The 22,389-nt window shown below is 48.7% G+C and carries 21 protein-coding genes, 1 pseudogene and 1 riboswitch; of the genes and pseudogenes, 8 read left to right on the forward strand and 14 right to left on the reverse strand.

Annotation, left to right across the window (positions count from 1 at the left end; all coding sequences use genetic code 11):
* Nucleotides 1-3 precede the first annotated feature (3 nt).
* The 6 genes from ACZM6M_RS08355 to ACZM6M_RS08380 all read right to left on the reverse strand — a co-directional run bounded on the left by ACZM6M_RS08355 (nt 4) and on the right by ACZM6M_RS08380 (nt 6,682).
* Nucleotides 4-747 (reverse strand): N-acetylmuramoyl-L-alanine amidase, encoded by a 744-nt coding sequence (locus ACZM6M_RS08355; protein ID WP_418494005.1) that lies wholly within the window; start codon nt 745-747, stop codon nt 4-6.
* 96 nt (nt 748-843) lie between these two features.
* On the reverse strand, nt 844-2,337 hold the full coding sequence (locus tag ACZM6M_RS08360; protein WP_489490116.1) for a metallophosphoesterase: 1,494 nt from the start codon (nt 2,335-2,337) through the stop codon (nt 844-846).
* A 42-nt stretch (nt 2,338-2,379) separates the two neighbouring features.
* On the reverse strand, nt 2,380-4,065 hold the full coding sequence (locus ACZM6M_RS08365) for a glycosyl hydrolase family 18 protein (RefSeq protein ID WP_489490118.1): 1,686 nt from the start codon (nt 4,063-4,065) through the stop codon (nt 2,380-2,382).
* A 223-nt stretch (nt 4,066-4,288) separates the two neighbouring features.
* Nucleotides 4,289-4,546 carry a hypothetical protein gene (locus tag ACZM6M_RS08370; protein ID WP_096807380.1) on the reverse strand — a complete coding sequence of 86 codons (258 nt, stop codon included), beginning with the start codon at nt 4,544-4,546 and terminating at the stop codon, nt 4,289-4,291.
* Between the two features lie 133 nt (nt 4,547-4,679).
* Nucleotides 4,680-5,276, reverse strand: coding sequence for a hypothetical protein (locus ACZM6M_RS08375; protein WP_337434440.1), 597 nt, complete (start codon nt 5,274-5,276; stop codon nt 4,680-4,682).
* Nucleotides 5,249-6,682 carry a serine/threonine-protein kinase gene (locus ACZM6M_RS08380; protein ID WP_418497248.1) on the reverse strand — a complete coding sequence of 478 codons (1,434 nt, stop codon included), beginning with the start codon at nt 6,680-6,682 and terminating at the stop codon, nt 5,249-5,251. Before ACZM6M_RS08380 ends, ACZM6M_RS08375 begins: the two co-directional genes overlap by 28 nt.
* A 213-nt stretch (nt 6,683-6,895) precedes the next feature.
* Here ACZM6M_RS08380 and ACZM6M_RS08385 point away from each other — a divergent pair, with 213 nt between their 5' ends.
* From ACZM6M_RS08385 to ACZM6M_RS08395, 3 genes and pseudogenes are all read left to right on the forward strand, one after another.
* On the forward strand, nt 6,896-7,639 hold the full coding sequence (locus ACZM6M_RS08385) for an adaptor protein MecA (RefSeq protein WP_337933060.1): 744 nt from the start codon (nt 6,896-6,898) through the stop codon (nt 7,637-7,639).
* Between the two features lie 325 nt (nt 7,640-7,964).
* The gene (locus ACZM6M_RS08390; protein WP_337434437.1) at nt 7,965-9,323 is read left to right on the forward strand and encodes an 8-oxoguanine deaminase; all 1,359 of its coding nucleotides are present in this window, start codon (nt 7,965-7,967) and stop codon (nt 9,321-9,323) included.
* Between the two features lie 30 nt (nt 9,324-9,353).
* Nucleotides 9,354-10,661: pseudogene (locus ACZM6M_RS08395) on the forward strand (uracil-xanthine permease family protein).
* On the opposite strand, the gene ACZM6M_RS08400 reads toward ACZM6M_RS08395, so the two are convergent.
* Both ACZM6M_RS08400 and ACZM6M_RS08405 read right to left on the reverse strand, forming a co-directional pair.
* The gene (locus ACZM6M_RS08400) at nt 10,658-11,965 is read right to left on the reverse strand and encodes an MATE family efflux transporter (RefSeq protein WP_340275936.1); all 1,308 of its coding nucleotides are present in this window, start codon (nt 11,963-11,965) and stop codon (nt 10,658-10,660) included. The pseudogene ACZM6M_RS08395 and the gene ACZM6M_RS08400 sit on opposite strands and share 4 nt — an antisense overlap.
* 98 nt (nt 11,966-12,063) lie before the next feature.
* Entirely contained in the window at nt 12,064-12,264 is a 201-nt protein-coding gene (locus tag ACZM6M_RS08405) for a DUF1858 domain-containing protein (protein ID WP_066543193.1), read from the reverse strand.
* Between the two features lie 308 nt (nt 12,265-12,572).
* Between ACZM6M_RS08405 and pflB the strand changes: the two genes are divergently transcribed.
* The 5 genes from pflB to ACZM6M_RS08430 all read left to right on the forward strand — a co-directional run bounded on the left by pflB (nt 12,573) and on the right by ACZM6M_RS08430 (nt 16,886).
* Nucleotides 12,573-14,681 carry a formate C-acetyltransferase gene (gene pflB / locus ACZM6M_RS08410; protein ID WP_066543194.1) on the forward strand — a complete coding sequence of 703 codons (2,109 nt, stop codon included), beginning with the start codon at nt 12,573-12,575 and terminating at the stop codon, nt 14,679-14,681.
* A gap of 46 nt (nt 14,682-14,727) precedes the next feature.
* Complete coding sequence (gene grcA3 / locus ACZM6M_RS08415; RefSeq protein WP_066543199.1) at nt 14,728-14,973, forward strand: autonomous glycyl radical cofactor GrcA3; 246 nt, start codon at nt 14,728-14,730, stop codon at nt 14,971-14,973.
* Between the two features lie 72 nt (nt 14,974-15,045).
* The gene (gene pflA, locus ACZM6M_RS08420) at nt 15,046-15,792 is read left to right on the forward strand and encodes a pyruvate formate-lyase-activating protein (RefSeq protein WP_066543201.1); all 747 of its coding nucleotides are present in this window, start codon (nt 15,046-15,048) and stop codon (nt 15,790-15,792) included.
* Between the two features lie 124 nt (nt 15,793-15,916).
* Nucleotides 15,917-16,084, forward strand: a complete 168-nt coding sequence (fdxA, locus tag ACZM6M_RS08425) for a 4Fe-4S ferredoxin (protein WP_066543204.1) — start codon at nt 15,917-15,919, stop codon at nt 16,082-16,084.
* A 76-nt stretch (nt 16,085-16,160) separates the two neighbouring features.
* A complete protein-coding gene (locus tag ACZM6M_RS08430) occupies nt 16,161-16,886 on the forward strand; it encodes a gamma-glutamyl-gamma-aminobutyrate hydrolase family protein (RefSeq protein ID WP_418926441.1) in 726 nt (241 codons plus the stop codon).
* Nucleotide 16,887: 1 nt separating this feature from the next.
* On the opposite strand, the gene ACZM6M_RS08435 is transcribed toward ACZM6M_RS08430, so the two are convergent.
* From ACZM6M_RS08435 to ACZM6M_RS08460, 6 genes are all read right to left on the reverse strand, one after another.
* Nucleotides 16,888-17,688 (reverse strand): hypothetical protein, encoded by an 801-nt coding sequence (locus tag ACZM6M_RS08435; RefSeq protein ID WP_418926440.1) that lies wholly within the window; start codon nt 17,686-17,688, stop codon nt 16,888-16,890.
* Nucleotides 17,685-18,251, reverse strand: coding sequence for an RNA polymerase sigma factor (locus ACZM6M_RS08440; RefSeq protein ID WP_340275940.1), 567 nt, complete (start codon nt 18,249-18,251; stop codon nt 17,685-17,687). The genes ACZM6M_RS08435 and ACZM6M_RS08440 overlap by 4 nt, the downstream gene beginning before the upstream one ends.
* A gap of 201 nt (nt 18,252-18,452) precedes the next feature.
* Nucleotides 18,453-19,109, reverse strand: coding sequence for a thiamine phosphate synthase (gene thiE, locus ACZM6M_RS08445; RefSeq protein WP_066543209.1), 657 nt, complete (start codon nt 19,107-19,109; stop codon nt 18,453-18,455).
* Nucleotides 19,110-19,136: 27 nt separating this feature from the next.
* Nucleotides 19,137-20,444, reverse strand: coding sequence for a phosphomethylpyrimidine synthase ThiC (thiC, locus tag ACZM6M_RS08450; RefSeq protein WP_066543211.1), 1,308 nt, complete (start codon nt 20,442-20,444; stop codon nt 19,137-19,139).
* A gap of 181 nt (nt 20,445-20,625) precedes the next feature.
* Nucleotides 20,626-20,735: riboswitch (TPP riboswitch) on the reverse strand.
* Between the two features lie 61 nt (nt 20,736-20,796).
* On the reverse strand, nt 20,797-21,495 hold the full coding sequence (locus ACZM6M_RS08455) for an ATP-binding protein (protein ID WP_066543519.1): 699 nt from the start codon (nt 21,493-21,495) through the stop codon (nt 20,797-20,799).
* A gap of 193 nt (nt 21,496-21,688) precedes the next feature.
* On the reverse strand, nt 21,689-22,087 hold the full coding sequence (locus ACZM6M_RS08460) for a zinc ribbon domain-containing protein (protein ID WP_066543521.1): 399 nt from the start codon (nt 22,085-22,087) through the stop codon (nt 21,689-21,691).
* Nucleotides 22,088-22,389 lie beyond the last annotated feature (302 nt).

Raw genomic sequence — 22,389 nt, forward strand, 5'->3', positions numbered from 1 at the left:
ATCTTATCCTTTTGTCTGTTTATCCTGCAAAACCTCTCTATTTAAAAACTCCATAATTCCCATATGCACCGTCCACGCCATTCGGTCCTGATACACTTCATCCTGCAGTTTGGCCGCCTCAGCCCGGTTGCTGAGGAAACCGCACTCTACAATGGCTATGGGCGGTTTTACATGGAGAAGGAGGTAATAATTTCCATTTGCCTTGGCCTGCCGACTGTTCTTCTCTCCCAAAACATAATTAAAACGCTTTTGGAGAATTTCCGCCAGCGTTTTTCCTTTTTGTGAATTTTTGTAATAAAATACCTGACCCCCGGAAACGGATTCCTCATGGTAGCTGTTCTGATGAATGCTGACTACCAGATCCGGCGCCGCCTTTTCTATGATCTGACAGCGTTTTTTCATATCGGACATTTTTTTGTTTCGTTCTCCTTCCGGGTACAGTCCGTTATCGTCCTCTCTTGTGAGGATCACATCCACATCTGAGGCTTCCAGGTATTCCTTAAGCCGCAGAGCAATGGCTAAATTGATATCTTTTTCCAGCTGACCCTCTATCCCTACTTTTCCGGGATCCCGTCCTCCGTGGCCGGCGTCAATCACGACTGCCGACCGTAGGCTTCCTACCCCTCCTTTGCCGCTTGAAACGGCCAATGTTCCAGAAGCTGCGAAGGTTCCGGCCTTCCAGGAAAGGAGAGCCACTGCACCCAGCATCAAAAGCCCCATCACGGTCTGCCATGTCCAATGTTTCATACCATTTGCTCCAAACTGCCCGGGCAGTTATTTTTATGCCTTTGATCCAGTATATTCATCCAGAGAAAAACCTATTCGCAGATGCGGGATACTGCTTTACTCTGACTGCAGCTTATTATAATCCCTGACAGAATCCGCTGTCATATATTCCAGATATTCGTACAGTACAGCAGGATAGCAAAATTCCTGCCACATTTTAAATCCAGGATCTTCCACTGCCCCCTTTACCGCCTCATAGCCTTTTCCGGCATACCAGGCTGTGCTCATCCTGGAATATACCTCTGCCATGGCCTTCTTCTGCTCCTCTGTAAGCTTTACAAACAGATCTCCCTTTTCCTCCTGTCTGGAGTTTTTCATCGCATCATAGGCCTGATTATAAAAGATATTTTTAAGAGCCGTTTTACTGTATGTATTGAAATTGATCAGATTTTCATCTGTACTCTGATGTCTGCGGGCCCATTTTTCCATATCTACCTGTCTGGTATAATAGGAAAATGATTCGTCATCCCTGTATTCCAGCACCCCATACTGGCAGGGCGGCGTTGTCAGGGAGCTGGTAACGATCTCATAAATTCCCCTTCCGTCCTCATGACGCATAAAATGCTGCACATGAAGGTGACCGCTTAGAAAAAGAGGGATGTTTTCCGCCTCAAGCCGTTCAATCAGCTCTTCGCTGTGCTCAATGGTACAATCTTCTGTATAAACGCGGCTTTGATCCAGAAGATTGTGATGCCCTACAGGAAGCAGGATCACACCGTCCTCTCTGGCTTTTTCCAGCTGCCTGTCAATCCATTCATACGTTTCTGTCCCGATCATTCCACCAATCTTGCTTACCGGCGAATACTGGCAGGTATCCAGCATCAGAAGGCGCATGGAGGGGCTGAGATCATAGGTGTAGCTTAAGGAATAAGGATCGCGCTCTGAAGCCTCATTATAGCCAAACTGTGCATAGATACTGGCAAATCCATCTGCGTCTATGGTCTGGACCGGCTCTCTCTTTTTTCCAATATAGGAGGATGCCCATCGGCTGTTGATATCATGATTTCCCGGTATCACAAGTACGCTGATGCCTCTGCGCTCTACCTCATCCAAAAGAGCAGCAAATTCCTCATGGCTCTTTACTTCTCCATTTAATGTCAGATCCCCGCTCACGATCAGCACATCCGGCGTAAGCAGCTCGATCTCATCAAAAGCCGCATCTACGATTTCCCATACATAATGAGTCAGCTTTCCATCCCCATGTTCAATTTCATTTTGAAAGGAGCTTCCCCGGTCTGTAAGAGATCTTGCCAGATAATGGACATCTGTCATCAGGACAATTCTCTCTCCATCCTCCATCGGTTCTGCTTTCGTTTCCCGTTCTGCATCCGGGAAAGGCGGAATGGATTCCGGCTCCGTTTTTGTGGGCTTTGTCTGACTGCTTTCCTCCGTTTCCTGTGAGGAAGCAGACGGGACCACTAATCCATCCTCTCCCATAGTTTCGCTTTCCTCCCTGACATCTCCCGGCGCCCCTGTAAATATACTGCATCCCCCGATTCCCACACCAGCCAGACACACAAGAGCCACGGCGATCCATCTCTTTCCCTTCATAACATTTCCCCCTCGTCATACAGCCTTAACTATTGACTGTTTCTATTTTACCTGAGACACGATTTCCCAGATGGAGCGATCCTCAAAGCCAAGCTTCCAGCAGGCTGCTCCCGCCAGATCATATTCATTGATCAGATCAACCTTAAGCCCCAGCGACTTCTCCTCCTCCATCCAGACGGACTGTACTCCGTTTTCATTGAAGCTCTCCCCATAATATACTCCCAGGTCATCCTGCCATTCCAGTTCTATATTGTTTTCTTTAATCCAGTTCTTTGCATCCCGGATCCCATAGGCCTTGGATGTGGTTTTTCCATCCTTTTCCGTCCATATCCTTGTATAAAAAGGAACGCTGTTGATCACCTTTTCCTTCGGAACTTCTTTCAGCGTATCTGCAATGCCCTTTTCTACATAGGGAAGGGATGCCACGGGACCTGCCTCGCCGCCGGCATAATGCTCATCATACCCCATAACGATCACATAATCTGCTACGATCCCCTGCTCTCTCCTGTTATAAAAGGCGGTATATGCTGATGGCACATAGTTATCCACCGAAAGCACCAGCCCTTTTTTTCTGCAGGCCACAGACATTTCCCGGATAAACTGAACATAATGGGGACCGGCTTCTGCCTTCAGGCTTTCAAAGTCCAGATTGAAACCGTCAAACCCATAGGTATCTGCCTCTTTCATCAGATTTTCAATGAGTTTTCTGCGGTTAGAGGTCACAGACATAAGCTTCTTTGTATCCAGCTCTTTCACGCTCTCTTTAGTGCTCACATTTTCCACCATAGCCCATACCTTAAGCCCCATATCATGGGCCTGTTCCACATAATCCCTGCTGGCAAGAGAAGTGTAAGTGCCGTCATTTCCAATCACATTAAACCAGGTGGGAACAATCACATTCATCCCCTCTGCCGTCTGTGCATATTCCTTAAGAGTGCTGTTTGCTTCCTTTCTGGTAACCTGATGGAATCCCAGACGCACCTTTTCACCCATGGAAATGCTTGTATAAACCGGCGCTTCAAACTGACTTTGAGGCGTGATCTCCTGTTCCTTTTCCAGACGCCGGTTCTGCACATATCCGATATAACCGTCTTCCGTTCTCACTTTAGACCATTTATCCATAGATTCCAGCACTTGAACCGTACTTTTTTCAGAAAGCTCTGTAATGATGTCGCTCTTGATTCCGCCCTTTACCCTGAGGATACTTTTTTTGCGGACCTGAGCGGTTTTTACAGTCCCCCATACCGTGTCTATAAATACACGTTTGATCTGGCTGGTATCAAAGGATTGTTGACGGATATCTGAATAATTCATGATCAGTCCCAACGACAGGTATGCTTCCCCTTCTTTTACCTTCAAAAGAGTCCCCTGTTCTCCCATATCGGACTCATCCGCGTATACGATTTCCTCCGGCAGCGCATATACCAGCAGCTTTTCCGTTTCATCCCAGTAAAACCGCTCATTCACATATTCGTTTACCCAGCTTATGGGCAGATATACCTGTCCGTCTTCATAAATTCCTTTTTCTTCCTGAAGCTCATTATTTAAAAGGATCGCCACCTGGCTGCCCTTTATATGAAATAACTCTGCCTTATCCGCCATCTCTTTTCCCGGCATATACCGTCTTCCGATCACAAAGCCTGCCGCTGCTCCCGCAATCAGAAGAAGGAGAAAAACCACCGCAAGAAGCGGGCCGAAACTGCGTCTTTTTCTTCTTCTGCTCCTCATTTTTTCCTCCGATCCTGTCTGTGCGCCCCAAAAGGCCCCGTCCGTATATCTGGTTTCTATTTTATCATAGAATCCCCGGAAAGAGGAGCAAAAAATATGTGCACGCAAAAATACCGCCGGTAAGCTGCTGCCTGCTTGCAGGCCGGGACGGTATCTTCTTGTCCCATACGGCAGCAGCTTCCGTCGGTATCTGAATATGTACAGGCTATTGCAGCCTCTTTTGTTATCTTCTGGTTTGTCCGGAATCTGTCAAGTATACTCGGTCAAAACGGATTTCCTTTAAGCTGCCCTGTTCTGAGCAGATAAAATCCCCCATGTAGAAACCTCCGTCCTCTCCCGTTTCAAAAATGCGGCTCCATTCTTCTTCCAGACATTCCATCCCATCTACCAGAACAGAAACTCCCTTATCTCTGAATCGCCTGAGACCATCCAGATAGTTCATTTGCTGTGTCCTGACTTCTCCAGATTCTTTACCATACATTATATAACCTCCCTGCAGATGTTCCTTTCTTACAGTCTGGAGGCAAAACGTGACATATACTCCCTTTAAGAAAAAAACAACTGCTGATATTCTCTTTTGCAACGGAAACCGGTTTTCTTCTGTACAGGCCGAATCATGGAAACCGTTTTCCAAACCACGCCATGGCTGTTTTATCTACCTGAAATACATCCTCTGAAAACGGAATTTTCTCTATCGGAATCCGAAACTGCTTTTCTATCTCATGTCTTATGGCCTTACTGCCAAAGGCAGCCATACAATTCCATCCTTTTCCCAGTTCTTCTTCCTCTGCAAGAAATTCCAAAAATGCTTCAAGCTTCCATTCTGACAGGGATGCTGTCAGAATCCGTATCTGGCACCGGAACCATTCTGCGCGTATTTCCTGTCTCACGGGGCCAAAATCGATCAGTATCTCTTCATATCCGGATCGGATACAGGATGCCAGAGCTTCCTTTTCTCCCTGTGGGTAATAATCTACCTCCAACAGCCGAAAAGCCCTGGCAGTCTGTCCATTTTTATCATCCAGACACAGGTGGACAAAATCACTATGGGAACTCCACTCCACCACCGCTGTCTTTTTCTGACAGCAGCTTGCCAGATAATTAGCGCTCCAAACTGCCAGATGAGTGGTTCCCACAGACCTTCCCGCCCCGCAGATACCGGTTATCCTTGGACTGCGCGTATTTACTGCCGGCGACTTTTTCCCCAGCATTTTCTCCTTCCCCCTTCCATTTTCCCGGCAGGCAGGAAAAGAGAAATTTCCTTCCAGACAGCCTCAAAAAAACCTGCCGCCACCAAATCAGGATGAAACGGATCTTCATAATATGGACTGGCAAATACAGCTGCCCTTCTATACAGGCTCCCAGGCTTTTCTCCCCTCCTTTTTGTCCCGCGTTTTATCAGGATCAAGGGATATGGCTTCTGCAGCACCGGTTCCAGTCCGATCAGCTCCTCTGCCATCCTGTCTGTCAATCCCCTCTCCCACAGGCTCTGACAGACAATTCCAAGACAGACCCCGCCTTCTCTTTTTAAATCCTCTCCAGCGCTTCTCCAGTCTGTTCCAAAGTCCTTTAGTATAATATCAAAGTCCCGTTTCGGCTCCTCAAAACAGGCCGCCGGACCATACCAGGGCATGATATCAAGCCCCTTCATATTCAGGATCCCGTCCCTTCCGCTTCGAACTCCCCCCAGAGCCTTTGCAAGATTCCTTACAGCCCCTGTACGATTCCTTTCCTCATACAGCACGCGGACTCCATGGCTTTTTAGATAAATGCAAAGCCCCAGGGCCAGATGGGTCACACCTGCTCCGGGCCGGTTCCCCGTCAAGATGATCCTGTGAGATGATATCGACTTTTCTTCTGCTTTCCTCTGATCCCTTTTCAGACACCCCTTTGCCTGCTCTGCAGCCAAAAGCTGTCCCAGAGCTTTTCCTGTCTCCGCCGCAGTCTGATAACGCAGCTCCATATCCGGTTCCATGCATTTTCTGATCACCGCCTCCAAAGGTTCCCGCAGCATGAGTCCGTTTTCAGCGTCCGGCTTCAGGGTTCCCTTTACCATAAATCGAAGGACCGCACCAATGGCATAGATATCTGTCCGTTCATCTAACGGATGGTCTGAGGTATATTGCTCAGGCGCTGCACAGCCTTCTGTGCCGTATCGTACTCTGGCGGCATTGGCACTGATCCGATCCGCCGCATGATCAAAGTCAATGAGGCGCACCGTATCATTCCAGATGATCAGATTATTCGGTTGTAGATCTAAATGTAAAATGGGTTGATTGCAAGAATGATGTAAATATTCAACAAGAGAACAGATCTGCAGTCCATACCGAACTGCCAAATCTTCCTGAAGTGTACCCTGATCTTTTATCAGGGCATATAGAGAACAGCCTTCCAGATATTCTTCAATGAGATAAAAGTAATCTGCATCCTCCTCCAAGTCATAAACCAGCGGAATCCCCGGATGATCGAGATTCTTCAGCACCATGGCCTCCGCGCAGAAAGCAGCGTGATCCACCTTGTACTTGGGCACACATTTAACCGCCCGGTACTCATTCAGCCCCAGATGGCGGGCCTTCCAGACTGTACCTGTACATCCTGAGCCTGCTTTTTGGATCAATTCATACTTACCAAACAGTATCTCCTTCTCTGTCTCCCCCTCCTTTCGTTACAATATCATCTCATGTGGAAATGTTACTCTATTTTTTGTAACTTGTCTATGGTCGAGAGGATAACCACCGAAAAACAGTTGATATTTCCCCCTGTTATGTAGTATATTTATGTTGTAGAAGTTTACCCATTTTTAAATATATACAGAACAGGAAGTGATCCGATGAAGATAGAACGAATCAACGAAAATCAAATACGGTGTACGCTCACCAGCTTTGACTTGAGCGCCCGTAATATCAATATTGTCGAACTGGCTTACGGTACGGAAAAAGCAAAAAAGCTGTTCCGCGAGATGATTCAGCGCGCTTCCAATGAAGTAGGTTTTGAAGCAGAGGATATTCCCCTGATGGTAGAGGCCATTCCTCTTTCTTCTGAAAGCATTATGCTGGTGATCACTAAGATAGAGGATCCCGAAGAGCTTGACACACGGTTTGCCCGGTTCTCTCCTGCTGCAGAAGAAACACAGGAAGAGATCCTGCCTGACCCGGCCGGAGAATTTTTAGAGGGAGCCGGTGATCTGGGACGCCTTCTTTCCCAGCATATGGCTGATATGACGGACAGCCCTCAGGTTCCTGCTGATAGTGAAACCGCTTCCACAAAACAGATCGGAAAACCGCTGAGGATCTTTCTATTTGAGGATCTGGATCGTGCAGCAGAAGCCGCAGCCGCTGTCGCTGATATCTGCACAGTCGCCAATGCACTTTATAAAAAGCCCGGAACACGCCAGTATTATCTGGTATTGGATCGCAGGGATTCAGATGAACACGGTTTCTCAAGAATATGCAACATACTGGCAGAATATGGCAAAAAACTGGCCGGAGATTCTGCAGGTGAAGCCTACTTTAAGGAACATTATGAAACCGTCATCCGGGAGGATGCGCTTAAAAAGCTGCAGCTCATCCGATAACAGCCTATGATCCGAAGGCCCTTGCAGGCCAAACATACGTTAAGAGCAGTTCCTCACAGGGAGCTGCTTTTTTCTGACCAATTTTTGTTAGATATTACCAATTTTTTTGAGGTTTATTCTGTACTTATTGACATTGTATCTCCCATTTTTGATTGTTATAATTATAACACACACGGCAGACTGTCGTGGAAGCATCGTTCTTTGACAAGATCATATCTATATAGCTGTCTAAAACATAGCTGGGTTTATGGTTTCCCTTTTACCGCCAGCAGTATACCAGTCATATAGTCAATGATGCACAGATGATTTTAAGGAGGTCAGTGATATGAAAACACTGCTTATCAAAAATGTAAAACATCTTGTAACATGTGACACAGATGACCGCGTACTGAATGGCGTAAATGTGTTGGTACAGGATGGAATCATTGTCCGGATCGGGCAGGAGGACATGACAGCGGATGATGTGATCGACGCATCCCATATGGTGATGTATCCCGGTTTAATCAATACACACCATCATTTATATCAGACATTCAGTCGGAATTTACCTCAGGTACAGAACATGGAGCTGTTTCCATGGCTGAAAACTTTATACGAAATATGGAAAAATGTAAACGAGAACGTAGCATACTACAGTTCTCTTACCGGTATGGGCGAACTGCTTAAAAATGGCTGTACTACCTGTCTGGATCACCACTATGTATTCCCAAAGGGCCATAATAAGGGAATTCTGGACGCCCAGTTTGCAGCCGCCGACGCCCTGGGCATCCGTTTCCATGCCACCAGAGGAAGCATGGATTTAAGCGTAAAGGATGGAGGGCTTCCTCCTGACAGCGTGGTTCAGACCGTGGATGAAATCCTCTCCGACTGCGAAGAGGCCGTAAAGAAGTTCCATGACCCGGACCCTTATGCCATGCATCAGGTAGCTCTGGCTCCCTGTTCTCCCTTCAGCGTATCCGGAGAGCTGCTGCGCGAATCTGCAAAGCTGGCCCGCAGGCTGAAGGTACGCCTCCACACCCATCTGGCAGAGACGAAGGATGAGGAAAATTTCACCTTAAGCCATTTTCATATGCGCCCTCTGGAATATATGGAAAGCCTGGGCTGGACAGGGGATGACGTATGGTATGCTCACGGAATTCATTTTACTGATGAAGAGCTTAAATATCTGACCCGAACCAAAACCGGAGTTGCCCACTGTCCGATTTCAAACATGAAGCTGTCCTCAGGCATTGCGAAGATTCCTCAGATGCTTGAACTGGGTGTTCCCGTAGGCCTTGCGGTAGACGGCTCCGCCAGCAATGACGGCTCCAACCTGCTGGAGGAAATGCGCGTGGCCTACCTTCTCCACCGCTTAAACAGCAGCAATCAGGCCCCCGGCGGATATGATATCTTAAAAATGGCAACTGCAGGCAGCGCCAGCCTTTTAGGCCGTGAAAAGTTGGGACGGATTGCTCCCGGTATGGCTGCCGACTTCTTCCTTGTTGACTTAAACCGGCTGGAGCTGGTGGGCGCTCAGTTTGACGTAACCTCCATGCTCTGCACCGTTGGTTTAAAGAGCAGCGTGGATTATACGGTTGTAAATGGAAATGTTGTGGTGAAAGAAGGAAAGCTCACCGGAATTGATGAAGAGAAAGTTACAGAGGAGGCAAATGCTCTTGTGACTGACTATCTCAATCAGCCATAAGGCCACAGTCCACAGAAAGGAAAAGGTAAAATGAGTCAGAAGCAATACGCTAAAGTAACAGAAGTAAACGGCATCCCGCGGTTTTCAGAGGCCCTTCCTCTGGCCGCCCAGCATGTAGTCGCCATGATTGTGGGCTGCGTTACACCGGCCATTATTCTTTCCGGAGTCACCGGATTAAGCGCATCCGATCAGGTCCGCTTAATTCAGGCCTCTCTGCTGATCTCCGGGCTTGCCACACTCATATAGCTCTTTCCACCCTTCCGGCTCTGCGGCTCAGGGCTTCCCGTTATCATGGGCGCCAGCTTTGCCCATGTGCCCCTGCTGATTGCCCTGGGAGCACAGTTCGGAATGCCCACCATATTGGGAGCACAGCTGGCAGGCGGCTTTGTGGCAATCCTTGTAGGATTATTTTATAATAAGCTAAGTAAAATTTTCACTCCTCTGGTAACGGGAACAGTGGTATTTACCATCAGATTTTCCCTGTACCCTACCGCCATTACCTATATGGCGGTAGGCTCCGGAGCGCCGGATTTCGGAAGCGTAAAAAACTGGGCTCTGGCAATCTTTACACTGGTAATTGTAACCTTTTTTAACTATTTTACAAAAGGAATCTGCAAGATGGCCTCTATCCTCATCGGCATTGTCTGCGGCTATCTGGCAGCACTTGCGCTGGGAATGATTTCCTTTGAAAGCATAGGCGAGGCCAGCTGGTTCCAGTTCACCCCACCCTTATACTTCGGAATGAAATTTGACATTACAGCCATCATTTCCATGGCGATCATGTTTGTGGTGGGCTCTCTGGAAATCATGGGCGACTTTACTTCAACCGCAGGCGGCGGATTAAACCGTCCGGTTCAATCTGAAGAAATGTCCGGAGGCATCATCGGAAACGGTATCATCAGTATCATCGACTCCCTCTTCGGCGGGCTTCCTACTGCAACCTTCAGCCAGAACGTAGGTATTGTCATCATGACAAAGGTCGTAAACCGCGTGGTTCTGGGACTGGCTGCAGTGATAATCGTGCTGGCAGGACTGATTCCCAAGTTTTCTGCCCTGCTGACTACTGTTCCCTCCTGCGTACTGGGCGGCGCTACCGTATCCGTATTTGCCATGATCGCCATGACCGGCATCAAGCTTGTGGTAAAAGAAGGACTTAATACCAGAAATACAGCCGTTGTAGGCTTATCCGTTGCCCTGGGCATCGGCGTAATCCAGGTAGCAGACTGCTTCGCACAGTTCCCGGAATGGGCGAAAACCATTTTCGGAACCTCTCCCGTAGTAATCGCTACCCTTACTGCAGTGACACTGAATCTGTTGCTGCCAAAGGATCTGGATTAAACCGCATCTGCAGTGTATCCATGCACCCGGTCTGACCAGAGCTTAAGCCCCCAGCCCATAAGGGCCGTAAGGATCTGGGCTCCGGTCTGGCTCCACCAGACGCCCTTTAATCCCATCCAGGCCGGGAGCGCAGGAAGCAGAAGGGCTAAAAATATGGGTTCTCCATAAACGATCATATAGGAAAATCGGGTCTGTTCTGTGGCGTAAAAGCCGGCAGTTGTAACTCGCAGAAAGGCCAGAAACGGCACCGCCGCCAGAAATATATACAGATCCGTTCCAACTGCCAGAGATACGGTTTCGGATGCTCCAAACAGAACTCCGATCCCGTTTCTGCACCAATACAAAAGCACTGCCAGCGCCACTCCCATGACGGCGGCGGCTGCATATGCCATGGTCCGCGTAATGCGGACCTCTTTTTTATTATCCTCGCCGTAAAAGCGGCTCATCAGAGGCTGACTCCCATCCCCCACCCCCTGAAGGATCAGATACATAATTGTGATCACATAGGCAATACAGGCATAGCAGGCCACACCTTCAGAACCTCCGTACTGAAGGGACGCCCGGTTCATAAGGAGCAGCGAAATCATCGGGCACATGGTAATTCCAAAGGGAGCCAGCCCGATCCGCCAAATGCTGAAAAAAACGGAAAGCGCCTGGCGCGGGATCCCCACCGGGATTTTCTGCCCTCTCATACACAAAAGGCCGCCTGCCATGGTGACGGCCTGTCCTGCCACAGAGGCCCAGGCCGCTCCCGCCATTCCAAGCCGTAAAACCCAGACAAAGAGATAATCTAAAAAAATATTAGTCACAAAACCGCCGATCATACAGTACATGGCCTGTATCGATTTTCCCTGATTGCGGATCAGCGGTACAACGCCGGTTCCAAAGACCTGAAAAACAGAACCCAGAACAATAACGGACAGATATTCCCGTCCGGGCTTCATCAGCTCTCCATCTGCTCCCATAAGGGACAGCAGAGGGTCTGTTAAGGGAAATAAAATGACTGTAAGCAGAATGCCTGTAAGGGCAAGATAAAAAAAGACGCCCTTCATAAAATTCTCCGCCTCGCTGTCCCTCTTTTCTGCCAGACGAACGGAATACATAACCGCTCCTCCCATACCAATCCCTGTACCCGCTGCCTGGATCAGGGCAGTGACCGGATATGCAATATTGATGGCCGAAAGTCCCGTATCTCCAATGCTGCGTCCTACGAAAAATCCGTCTACGATCGCATAGATCCCGGAGAGCGCAAAGGCAAATACGGCCGGAAACACACAGGCTGCAAAGGGTTTAAAACGCCCCATTTCTCCAAATACCTCCTATCGTAAAAATAAGACTGCCTTAAATGCCCCAAAAGCATCTTAAAGCAGCCCTATCCTGTCTCCGCATATGCAGACCTGTCTTACTTATCAGCAAGAATTTCATTCATCTGGGATACCAGGGTATCGCAGTCAATCCCATGTACCATGCAGGCCTCTTCCAGAGACTCAGCCTGAGAAGCCGGGCAGCCTAAGCAGTGCATGCCAGCGCCCATCAGCATCTGAGGGATCAACTCATGCATCTGGATCAGCTCGCCGATGAGCATTGTCTTTTCAATCTTCATCTGTATTTTCCTCCTTATTATCTGTAATACTTTCATATTAAAAGTATTCTGCGCATTTTTATTCGCTTTTATCAGCATAATACATTTTGTTTTTTTTGGCAAGCCCTGTATTTTCCTGTATCATTTTTCAATTTTTCTGGTATAGTATTGTTTGTCTAAAGTTATGTATTTTTTGGGATACAGTATACAATTTTATTGATTTGTTGCATTTGCAACAGATTTTTTCATGAAATTATAGTAGACTAACTTTATTCAAAGAGATACCCCAAAAAGTATCCCCAAATCACATTTTACAGGAGGAAACGTCCATGAGAACAGAATGGAACACATTTACACCAGGTGTATGGCAGCATGAAATCAATGTCCGCGACTTCATCCAGAAAAACTACACCCCCTACGACGGCGATGACGCCTTCCTTGAAGGGCCTACAAAAAATACAGAGGCTCTCTGGAATCAGGTAATGGAGCTCTCTGCCAAAGAGCGTGAGGCCGGCGGCGTACTGGATATGGATACCAAGATCATTTCCACCATTACGTCTCATGGCCCCGGATACCTGGATAAAGATAAAGAAACCATTGTGGGCTTCCAGACAGACAAACCCTTTAAGCGGGCGCTGCAGCCTTACGGCGGTATCCGCATGGCAGTAAAGGCCTGCCAGGACAACGGCTATGAGGTAGACCCTGAAATCGTAGAGTTTTTCACAAAGCACAGAAAAACCCACAATGCGGGCGTATTTGACGCCTACACCCCGGAGATGAGAGCCTGCCGTTCCAGCCACATCATCACCGGTCTTCCGGATGCCTACGGACGTGGACGCATTATCGGCGATTACCGCCGTGTAGCGCTTTACGGTGTAGATGCTCTGATCGAAGAGAAGAAAGAGGAGAAGGATTCTACCAGAACCATTATGTACTCTGATGTAATCCGTGAGCGGGAGGAGCTTTCCGAGCAGATCCGTGCACTTGAGGAATTAAAGGAGCTGGGACGCATCTACGGCTTTGATATTTCAAAGCCTGCAAAGGATGTAAAGGAAGCCATCCAGTGGCTGTACTTCGGCTATCTGGCAGCCGTAAAGGAGCAGAACGGCGCAGCTATGTCCCTGGGACGCACCTCAACCTTCTTAGATATCTATGCCGAGCGCGACTTAAAGGCAGGAACGTACACCGAGCAGGAAATCCAGGAGTTTGTAGACCACTTTATCATGAAGCTGCGTCTGGTGAAATTCGCCCGTACTCCTGAGTACAATGAACTGTTCTCCGGCGATCCTACCTGGGTAACTGAGTCCATCGGCGGCATCGGCCTGGACGGACGTCCTCTGGTAACAAAGATGTCCTTCCGCTACCTGCACACCTTAAAGAACCTGGGTACTGCGCCTGAGCCAAATCTGACCGTACTGTGGTCCACAAGGCTGCCTGAGGCATTTAAGCGCTTCTGCGCAAAAACCTCCATTGAGTCTTCCTCCATTCAGTATGAAAATGACGACCTCATGCGTGTAACACATGGTGATGATTACGCAATCGCCTGCTGTGTTTCCAGTATGCGCGTGGGCAAAGAAATGCAGTTCTTCGGCGCAAGAGCTAACCTGGCAAAGTGTCTGCTCTATGCCATCAACGGCGGCGTAGACGAGATCTCCGGCAAGCAGATCGGACCTAAGTACCGCCCCGTTACCAGCGAATACCTGGATTATGACGAGGTAATGGACAAGTATAAGGATATGATGAAATGGCTGGCAGGCGTTTATGTAAATGCCTTAAACATCATCCACTACAACCATGACCGCTACTGCTATGAGCGCCTGCAGATGGCTCTTCATGACAAGAAGGTAACACGCTGGTTTGCAACCGGTATTGCCGGCCTGTCCGTTGTGGCTGACTCCTTATCTGCCATCAAGTATGCAAAGGTAAAGACCGTCCGCAACGAAAAGGGCATTGTAACCGATTACATTGTAGAGGGAGATTTCCCGAAATATGGAAATAATGATGACCGGGTGGATCAGATTGCTTCTGACCTTGTACACACCTTTATGAGCTATATCAAGGGAAATCACACCTACAGAGGCGGTATCCCTACCACTTCCATTTTAACCATTACCTCCAATGTAGTTTATGGAAAAAATACCGGCTCTACTCCTGACGGAAGAAAGGCCGGACAGCCCTTTGCACCAGGCGCCAACCCTATGCACCACAGAGACAGCCACGGCGCAGTTGCTTCCCTGGCATCTGTAGCGAAGCTTCCATTCCGTGATGCGCAGGACGGTATTTCCAACACATTCTCCATTATTCCGGGAGCACTTGGAAAGGACGATCAGGTCTTCATGGGCGACCTGGAAGTAGAATTAAACGGCTGCGCCGGCTGTGAAGTGGGCGGAAACCTTTTTGAGGGTCTGGACACGGAAGCAGACAGCGAGGAAGCTTAAGCAGCATTTAACCAACTTTATTTTTAAGAAAGCGAGGACAATCACTATGGTAAAAGCAAGCGAGGCACAGATCGACAACCTGGTATCCCTGTTAGACGGATATGCCGCTGAGGGAGGACATCACTTAAATGTAAATGTATTTTCCAAAGAGACTCTTCTGGACGCTCAGGCTCATCCTGAAAAATATCCTCAGCTCACTGTGCGCGTTTCCGGCTATGCCGTAAACTTCAACAAGCTCACAAAGGCACAGCAGGACGAGGTTATTTCCAGAACCTTCCACGACGCTATTTAATCATATGATGACCGAACAGGCAGATGCATTCCGGCATCTGCCTGCGGCTTTTAAGAAACGGAGGTTTTCATTATGTCAGGACGGGTACATTCCATTGAAAGCTGCGGTACGGTAGACGGGCCGGGAATCCGCATGGTAGTATTTTTAAGCGGATGTCCCATGCGCTGCCTTTACTGCCATAATCCCGATACCTGGGATCCAAAGGGCGGCACTCTCACCTCAGTGGAGGAGCTTTTAGCCCAGTATGATAAAATGAAGCATTTCTATACCAAAGGCGGAATCACAGTCAGCGGCGGGGAACCCCTGATGCAGATCCGCTTTGTAACAGAGCTTTTTACAGAGGCAAAAAAAAGGGGCATCCACACCTGTCTGGACACCTCCGGCATCACCTTCCATCCGGAAAATCCGGCTGTCCTGGAGCAGTTTGACCGCCTGATGGCTGTAACCGATCTGGTGCTTTTAGATATCAAGCACATTGACCCGACGGAGCATGAAAAGCTCTGCAGCCAGCCCCAGCAGCCGGTGATGGCCTTTGAATCTTATCTTGAGGAAAAGAAAATCCCTGTATGGATCCGCCATGTAGTGGTTCCGGGAATCACAGACCAGGAGGAATATCTTCTAAGGCTTGGCCAATATCTGGGAATGCGTTCCAATATTAAGGCTCTGGACGTACTGCCCTATCACGATATGGGAAAGGTGAAATACAAAAATCTGGGAATCCCATATCCCCTTGAACACACTGCTCCTCTTTCAAAAGAAGCAGCTGCAAAAGCCCGCCAGATCATCCTGAAAGGAATGAGGGAAAGCCGGGGACTATAGGGGATTGCTTTCAAATTTGTACAATCCCCTGCCTTTCCGGCAGCATTTTCCTCTTGAATAATTAAGAGTTTTAGTATAGAATATAAGAACAATGTATACATTAAATAAAGGAGGTACTTTCATTATGGCACACGTAATTACTGACGCTTGCGTAAGCTGCGGAACCTGTGCTGGCGAATGTCCAGTAAATGCAATCTCTGAGGGAGACGGCAAGTACGTTATCGACGCTGACGCTTGCATCGACTGCGGAACTTGTGCAGCTGCTTGCCCAACAGGCGCTATCGAGGCTTAATTCAGCTACATAAAAGACCACTGCATATGCCAAAAGGCAGACGCGCAGTGGTCTTTTTTTGTTAAGGAGGATTCTTATGACACCTGTAAAACCCATCATCGGTATCACACCTTCACACAATACAGAAAATGACGACACCAGCCTCCGCCCCACCTACCCCAGAGCAATCCGGGCAGCCGGCGGTCTGACGATCCTTCTTCCTCTGGAAGGCACCGACGAGGACTGGCGCCAGCTGGCCGCCATGTGTGACGGCTTTCTCTTTTCTGGCGGCCCGGATCTTCATCCCTTTTTATTTGGGGATGAAACACATTCTGCCTGCGGGAATGTATCTCCTGTCAGAGATTCCATGGAAATCCGCCTCCTTAAAGCTGCCATGGAGCTGAAAAAGCCCATTTTAGGTATCTGCCGGGGCATACAGCTTTTAAATGTGGCTCTTGGCGGAACCATTTACCAGGATATCCCAAGCCAGATGGAGCGAACCTTTCCTCTGGCTCATAAGCAGCCCTTTTACTATACCGTGCCGTCTCATCATGTGGATATAAAAAAGGGAAGCCTTTTGTCAAAGGCTTCCGGCGGCCTGGAGCGTATTTCTGTCAACAGCCAGCATCATCAGGCCATTAAGGATGCTGCTCCGGGCCTTATACCTGTAGGCTGGGCTCCGGATGGAGTCATCGAGGCTGTAGAAAAGCCGGATTACCCCTTTTTTCTTGGGGTACAGTGGCATCCGGAATATCTCTGGCCGAATGACCCGGCGGCCATGGGGCTGTTCCGGCTTTTTGTAGAGACCTGCAAAGCTTCATAGATCATTCTGCGTCTATGATCTCTCCTGCCATCTGGTAAAATTCCTCCGGCGTCATTTCCACATCAAAGCCCAGAAGAGTATAAAACTGTCCGTTGTCCTCCCAGGTAAGCGTCTGGGCTGTCTGGTCGATCACCTGGTCTGTACCGTATGAAATAACCAGCTCTCCGGCTGCCTCCTGGGCCTTCTCTTCTGCGCTTGGCTCATAATCCGGGGGAACCATACGGTAATGATCCTGGCTGTACTTTAAGGTAATCCCCTCATGCACGGCGGTCTGATCGGGAGCATCGGATTCATCAAATAAATTGCCGTGTTCGATATTCAGGCTCAGATCCGCCATATTTTCCTTTGAATACATCAGAGACAGATCCTGCTGCTCCTTTACCACATTTCCCTGCTCATCCTCTCCCCTGCTGTAAACAGGAGTACCATATGCAAAGCGGTATCCGTTTGAAAATGCCTCTGGCGCCTTTGTTTTAAGCCCCAGCTGCTCTTCTTTTTCTGCCAGCTGGCTGTATTCCGTGAAATCCTCCGCATGGCTGGAGGAGGATATGGCCGTTTTTACCTGCCCTGCCGCCACTGCGGTCATTGCTCCAACCAAACATACTGCTGCTGCCACAACGACTGTTTTCCTTATATTCCATGTTTTTCTCATTGAACCTTCCTCCTCTATTCTCTGATAAACGCCTCTGCACATCCGTTCTGTCTGCTCTGGCCCGATCGCCAGCGTCTCTGCCTGTTCCTTCAATGCATTCCGGAGAAACGAATCCATTTTTTCATCTTCTCTGCCTGTCAGCTGCTTCATAAAAGTGCCTCCCTCCCCATGGTGCGCTCCTTTGTAAGCGCTGTCTTCAGATTTTTTCTGGCTGTAAACAGCCGGGATTTTACAGTTCCTTCCAAACAGCCCGCCACTGCTGCAATCTCCCGTGTGGACATTCCATTATAATAATACAACACTAAAACAGTACGCTGTTTGACCGGAAGAGCTGCTATAGCTGCAAACAGTTCCTGCCTTCCGGAAGCATTTACTACATCATCCAGCACAGATCCATTTCCGGAGGTATCCTCAGAAAGCACCTCCTCTACAGGCTGTTCTCTCCTATTCCTTCTTCCCACCCGCCATGCTTCTCTGGTCATGGTTCGATAAAGCCATTTCCCTATATGCTCCGGATCCCGGATTCGCATCCGGTTGATCCAGCAGGCAGTAAATGTCTCCTGAACAATGTCCTCACTGTCTGCCCTGTTTCCTGCGATCAGATACGCTGCCCGCAGAAGGCCCGGATAAAAATGTCTCATCAACTCGTCAAATGCCTCCCGGTCTCCCGCCGCAACCCTGCATGCCAGGCTTTTGGCCCACTGCTCATCCATGGCCGTTCCTCCTTGTTTCTTGTTGAATCATTTTGTTGTCTTTTGGGGTGCACCTGTTATATAGAGGGGAATGAGGTGGTATAGGTTCATTTTTATTTTCAGGGAAAAAATACTTAAAAGCCATATCCAGTCACTTTATGATCAAGATATAAAGAAAGCACCCACTCCAAAGTGGATGCTCCAAAGGTTATATATTCGTCCTTATGGGCAATGCCTCCCCCACTCCCCAACCATCTCTCTCATCTGTCTGACCGTTCCTTCAATATCCTCTGCCCCAAAGATCCCGGACACTACAGCCGCTCCGGCTGCCCCGCTGCCTTTAAGCTTTCCAATATTTTCCAGGCAGATCCCCCCGATTGCCACAACCGGGATGGAAACGGACCTGCAGATCTCTCCCAACCGCTCCATAGTCATAGGAAGGGCGTCGGCTTTGGTGGAGGTGCCGAATACGGCTCCACTTCCCAAATAATCTGCTCCCTGCTCCTGAGCTTTCAGGGCCTGCTCCACTGTTTTCGCTGTAACGCCCAGAATCTTATCCGGCCCAAGGAGCGCTCTGGCCTGTGCGGCATCCATGTCATTCTGTCCCACATGGACGCCGTCAGCACCGCACAGAAGAGCCAGCTTTATATTATCATCAATGATCAGAGGGACCTTGTACCGCTCCGTGAGAGCCCGCAGGCTTCGAGCCTCCTCCAGATAATCCTGCACCGTATCATTCGTCAGGCCCTTTTCCCTCATCTGCACCATGGTAGCTCCGCCCTTTAACGCAGCCTCTACCTGCTCGCACAAGCTCATTTTCCCGGTCCAGGCCCGGTCTGTCACTGCGTAAACCATAAGCTGCCTTCTGTCAAATTTCATATCTGATTTCCCTCATTCTCTCTTAAATCACTCATCAAAAATGCTTACAATTTCTCCGTCTAAAATCCGGTTCATATTTTTCACTGCACAGAAATTGCCACACATGGAACAGGTATCCTCTTTTTCCGGCTTTGCAGACGCCCGGTAATTTCTGGCCTTTTCCGGATCAATGGAAAGCTCAAAGGTCTTTTCCCAGTCCAGCTTCTTTCTGGCAAGACTCATCTGGCGATCCCAGTCCGCAGCGCCTTTGATTCCCTTTGCAATATCCGCCGCATGGGCTGCGATTCTGGAAGCGATGATTCCCTCCTTTACATCATTCAGATCCGGAAGCCGCAGGTGCTCCGCCGGCGTCACATAGCACAAAAAGGAAGCTCCGCTTGAGGCTGCAATCGCCCCGCCGATGGCCGCAGTAATATGGTCATATCCGGGAGCCACATCCGTTACCAGAGGACCCAGCACATAGAAGGGAGCGCCCTTGCAGATGGTCTGCTGGATCTTCATATTGGCCTCAATCTGGTTTAAGGGCATATGGCCCGGCCCCTCAACGATTACCTGTACATCCTTTTCCCAGGCCCGGCGGGTCAGTTCTCCAAGCGTTACCAGTTCTTCAATCTGTGAAATGTCTGTGGCATCGTCAATGCATCCCGGGCGGCAGGCATCTCCCAGGCTGATGGTTACATCATGCTCCCGACAGATTTCCAGAATCCGGTCATAATGCTCATAAAACGGATTTTCCTTTCCCGTCATCTCCATCCAGGCAAAAATAATGGAACCGCCCCTGGATACAATATTCATCAGGCGCTTATTTTCCTTAAAGCGCTGTGCGGTCCTGCGGTTGATTCCTACATGGATGGTCATAAAATCCACTCCGTCCTCAGCGTGCATTTCCACAATCTTCAGCCATTCCTCTGTGGTAATATCCTTTAATGGCTTATGATAATAAACCACTGCGTCATAAATCGGCACTGTTCCTATGATCGCCGGGCACTCTGCTGTAAGCTTTCTCCTGAACTTCTGCGTATCGCCCCAGGAGCTTAAATCCATAATAGATTCAGCGCCCATTCCAACTGCATAGTTTACCTTTTCAAGCTCCATATCCAGATCCTTGCAGTCTCTGGAGGTTCCCAAGTTCACATTGATCTTAGTCCTTAGCATAGAACCGATTCCATTAGGATCCAGACAGCGATGATTCTTATTGGCAGGAATTGCCGCCTTTCCCTCTGCTACCAGAGCCATGAGCTCATTTACCTCAAAATGCTCCTTCTCTGCCACCTTTCTCAGTTCCTCTGTCACAATGCCCTTTCTGGCGGCATCCATCTGTGTGGTGTATTCCATCTTTCTTCCTCCTTGTATTCTGTGCCTGAAGCACGTTTTCGCTTCCCAAAGAGGCTGCCGGACGGGTCTGTATGCCAAAATCTAAAAAACCTGCTTCCCGCAATTTCTCCGGATCCCTGCAATACAAAAGGCCCGCCCCATAAGGAACGGACCGTGTATACACTCCCATGAACCAATGTTCACATCCAGCCGAAATATTTCCCTACGTTGGCATTACCCAAATCAGGTACGATAGGTCGAAGTTCGATTACTCCCTCTCAGCCTGCTCCACAAGCTCCCTGTTGTATCTCAGCATATCACTGGAAGACGGGATATGTCAAGCGATTTCCATTTCTTTTAAAACTCCCCCTGCTTATTCCAATATTCTCCCATCTGTGGAAATGGTTACTACCCGCCAGGGAATAAATCTGCCGCTTATCTGCAAAGCCTTTTTTACAGCCTGCTCAATTCCTCCGCAGCAAGGCACCTCCATACGGACAACCGTCACGCTTTTAATGTTATTATTTGCCAAAATCTCCGTCAGCTTTTCGCTGTAATCCCCCGCATCCAGCTTGGGACAGCCGATCAGCGTAACATGGTTTCGGATAAACTCATTATGAAAATTTCCATAAGCATAAGCCGTACAGTCCGCTGCCACCAGAAGGTTCGCATTCTCAAAATAAGGAGCATTCACCGGAGCCAGCTTAATCTGTACCGGCCACTGTGACAGCTGGCTGTGAACCGAAACAACTGGCTCACTGCATGCATTACGTTCCCTCTGAATACTCTTTGACTGCATTCCCGGACAGCCACAGGGAAGCGGCTCAAAGGATGTCTTTTTCTTAGCCGCCAAAACAGCCGCCTCATCATATGCCGGAGCCTCTCTCTCCTCAAACCCAATGGCATCTGCCGGACACGCAGGCAGGCAGTCTCCCAGTCCGTCACAGTAATCCTCACGGGTCAGCTTCGCCTTGCCGTCTATCATCTCTATCGCACCTTCATGGCAGGCAGCCGCACAGGCTCCGCAGCCATTACACTTCTCTTCGTCAATCTTAATAATCTTTCTAATCATAATCCGCTCTCCTTTTTTAATTCTTCCATATGCCCTCACAGCAAACCTCCCTGTCTGCTAATGATACCGCCATTGTAATACATCTCTAAGAATAATTCCGTTGTTTCTGCAACAAAACACAAGTTTTCTTCCCACAGCACCAAAAAATGCAGAACCCCTGTCACATCCACAGGCATTCTGCATCCTACATTTCTCAGATCCGTCCTCCGCAGACCGGACAGTAATTATAATCCTCATCTGTTTCAAACCCGCATCTCATACACTTTTTATGAGGCTTTTTAGAGCCCTCCTGCCAGGTTTTGGCGTACCGTCCCGCCTGCACCAGACGCAGGTCTGCCTCTGCAATATCAGGGTTTTCCCCTCTCAAAACAGCCTTGCCCACAACCGGATCCAGTTCATAAACCGCCTCACAGCAGTCCATCTTCACATAATAACGCCGGTTCCATTTAAACAGCGGAATAAAGAAAAAGCTAAAATACATATACGTCATGATCACCTGATACCGCCCATGGCTCCCACAGCTCCCGCAAAGCCGCACAAGCCCCTCACTCAATATCTTCTGTCCCTGGCTCACGCCTCCAATAAATATCACCAATTCCACCTCCCACATCTCTGTGTCAACTCTACCATCATACCCCCATCCCTCACTCCCGTCAATCCCCATACATTTCTATCCCCAAAATCTCACTCCCGCCATCCCTTCCGCCGCCTCCCATTCAGGCTATCAGGGCGACTTTGGAGGCCATAAGAAAATATTAGAGGATACAATTTTTCGTTAAAAGCCATATCAAACCTGTCTGAGCGCAGCGAGTTTTTGATATGGCTTTTGCATTTAGAAAAATTGCATCCTCTTAGATTTTCTTATGGCCGGAAACCGGAGCCCTGAGAGCCTGA

The sequence above is a fragment of the Enterocloster sp. genome (genome assembly GCF_057861365.1).

Bases quoted from the DNA above. Each gene is read 5' to 3' on its own strand.
- ACZM6M_RS08355 (WP_418494005.1), bottom strand. From the start codon at position 747: ATGAAACATTGGACATGGCAGACCGTGATGGGGCTTTTGATGCTGGGT.
- ACZM6M_RS08360 (WP_489490116.1), bottom strand. From the start codon at position 2,337: ATGAAGGGAAAGAGATGGATCGCCGTGGCTCTTGTGTGTCTGGCTGGT.
- ACZM6M_RS08365 (WP_489490118.1), bottom strand. From the start codon at position 4,065: ATGAGGAGCAGAAGAAGAAAAAGACGCAGTTTCGGCCCGCTTCTTGCG.
- ACZM6M_RS08370 (WP_096807380.1), bottom strand. From the start codon at position 4,546: ATGTATGGTAAAGAATCTGGAGAAGTCAGGACACAGCAAATGAACTAT.
- ACZM6M_RS08375 (WP_337434440.1), bottom strand. From the start codon at position 5,276: ATGCTGGGGAAAAAGTCGCCGGCAGTAAATACGCGCAGTCCAAGGATA.
- ACZM6M_RS08385 (WP_337933060.1), top strand. From the start codon at position 6,896: ATGAAGATAGAACGAATCAACGAAAATCAAATACGGTGTACGCTCACC.
- ACZM6M_RS08390 (WP_337434437.1), top strand. From the start codon at position 7,965: ATGAAAACACTGCTTATCAAAAATGTAAAACATCTTGTAACATGTGAC.
- ACZM6M_RS08400 (WP_340275936.1), bottom strand. From the start codon at position 11,965: ATGGGGCGTTTTAAACCCTTTGCAGCCTGTGTGTTTCCGGCCGTATTT.
- ACZM6M_RS08405 (WP_066543193.1), bottom strand. From the start codon at position 12,264: ATGAAGATTGAAAAGACAATGCTCATCGGCGAGCTGATCCAGATGCAT.
- pflB (WP_066543194.1), top strand. From the start codon at position 12,573: ATGAGAACAGAATGGAACACATTTACACCAGGTGTATGGCAGCATGAA.
- grcA3 (WP_066543199.1), top strand. From the start codon at position 14,728: ATGGTAAAAGCAAGCGAGGCACAGATCGACAACCTGGTATCCCTGTTA.
- pflA (WP_066543201.1), top strand. From the start codon at position 15,046: ATGTCAGGACGGGTACATTCCATTGAAAGCTGCGGTACGGTAGACGGG.
- fdxA (WP_066543204.1), top strand. From the start codon at position 15,917: ATGGCACACGTAATTACTGACGCTTGCGTAAGCTGCGGAACCTGTGCT.
- ACZM6M_RS08430 (WP_418926441.1), top strand. From the start codon at position 16,161: ATGACACCTGTAAAACCCATCATCGGTATCACACCTTCACACAATACA.
- ACZM6M_RS08435 (WP_418926440.1), bottom strand. From the start codon at position 17,688: ATGAAGCAGCTGACAGGCAGAGAAGATGAAAAAATGGATTCGTTTCTC.
- ACZM6M_RS08440 (WP_340275940.1), bottom strand. From the start codon at position 18,251: ATGGATGAGCAGTGGGCCAAAAGCCTGGCATGCAGGGTTGCGGCGGGA.
- thiE (WP_066543209.1), bottom strand. From the start codon at position 19,109: ATGAAATTTGACAGAAGGCAGCTTATGGTTTACGCAGTGACAGACCGG.
- thiC (WP_066543211.1), bottom strand. From the start codon at position 20,444: ATGGAATACACCACACAGATGGATGCCGCCAGAAAGGGCATTGTGACA.
- ACZM6M_RS08455 (WP_066543519.1), bottom strand. From the start codon at position 21,495: ATGATTAGAAAGATTATTAAGATTGACGAAGAGAAGTGTAATGGCTGC.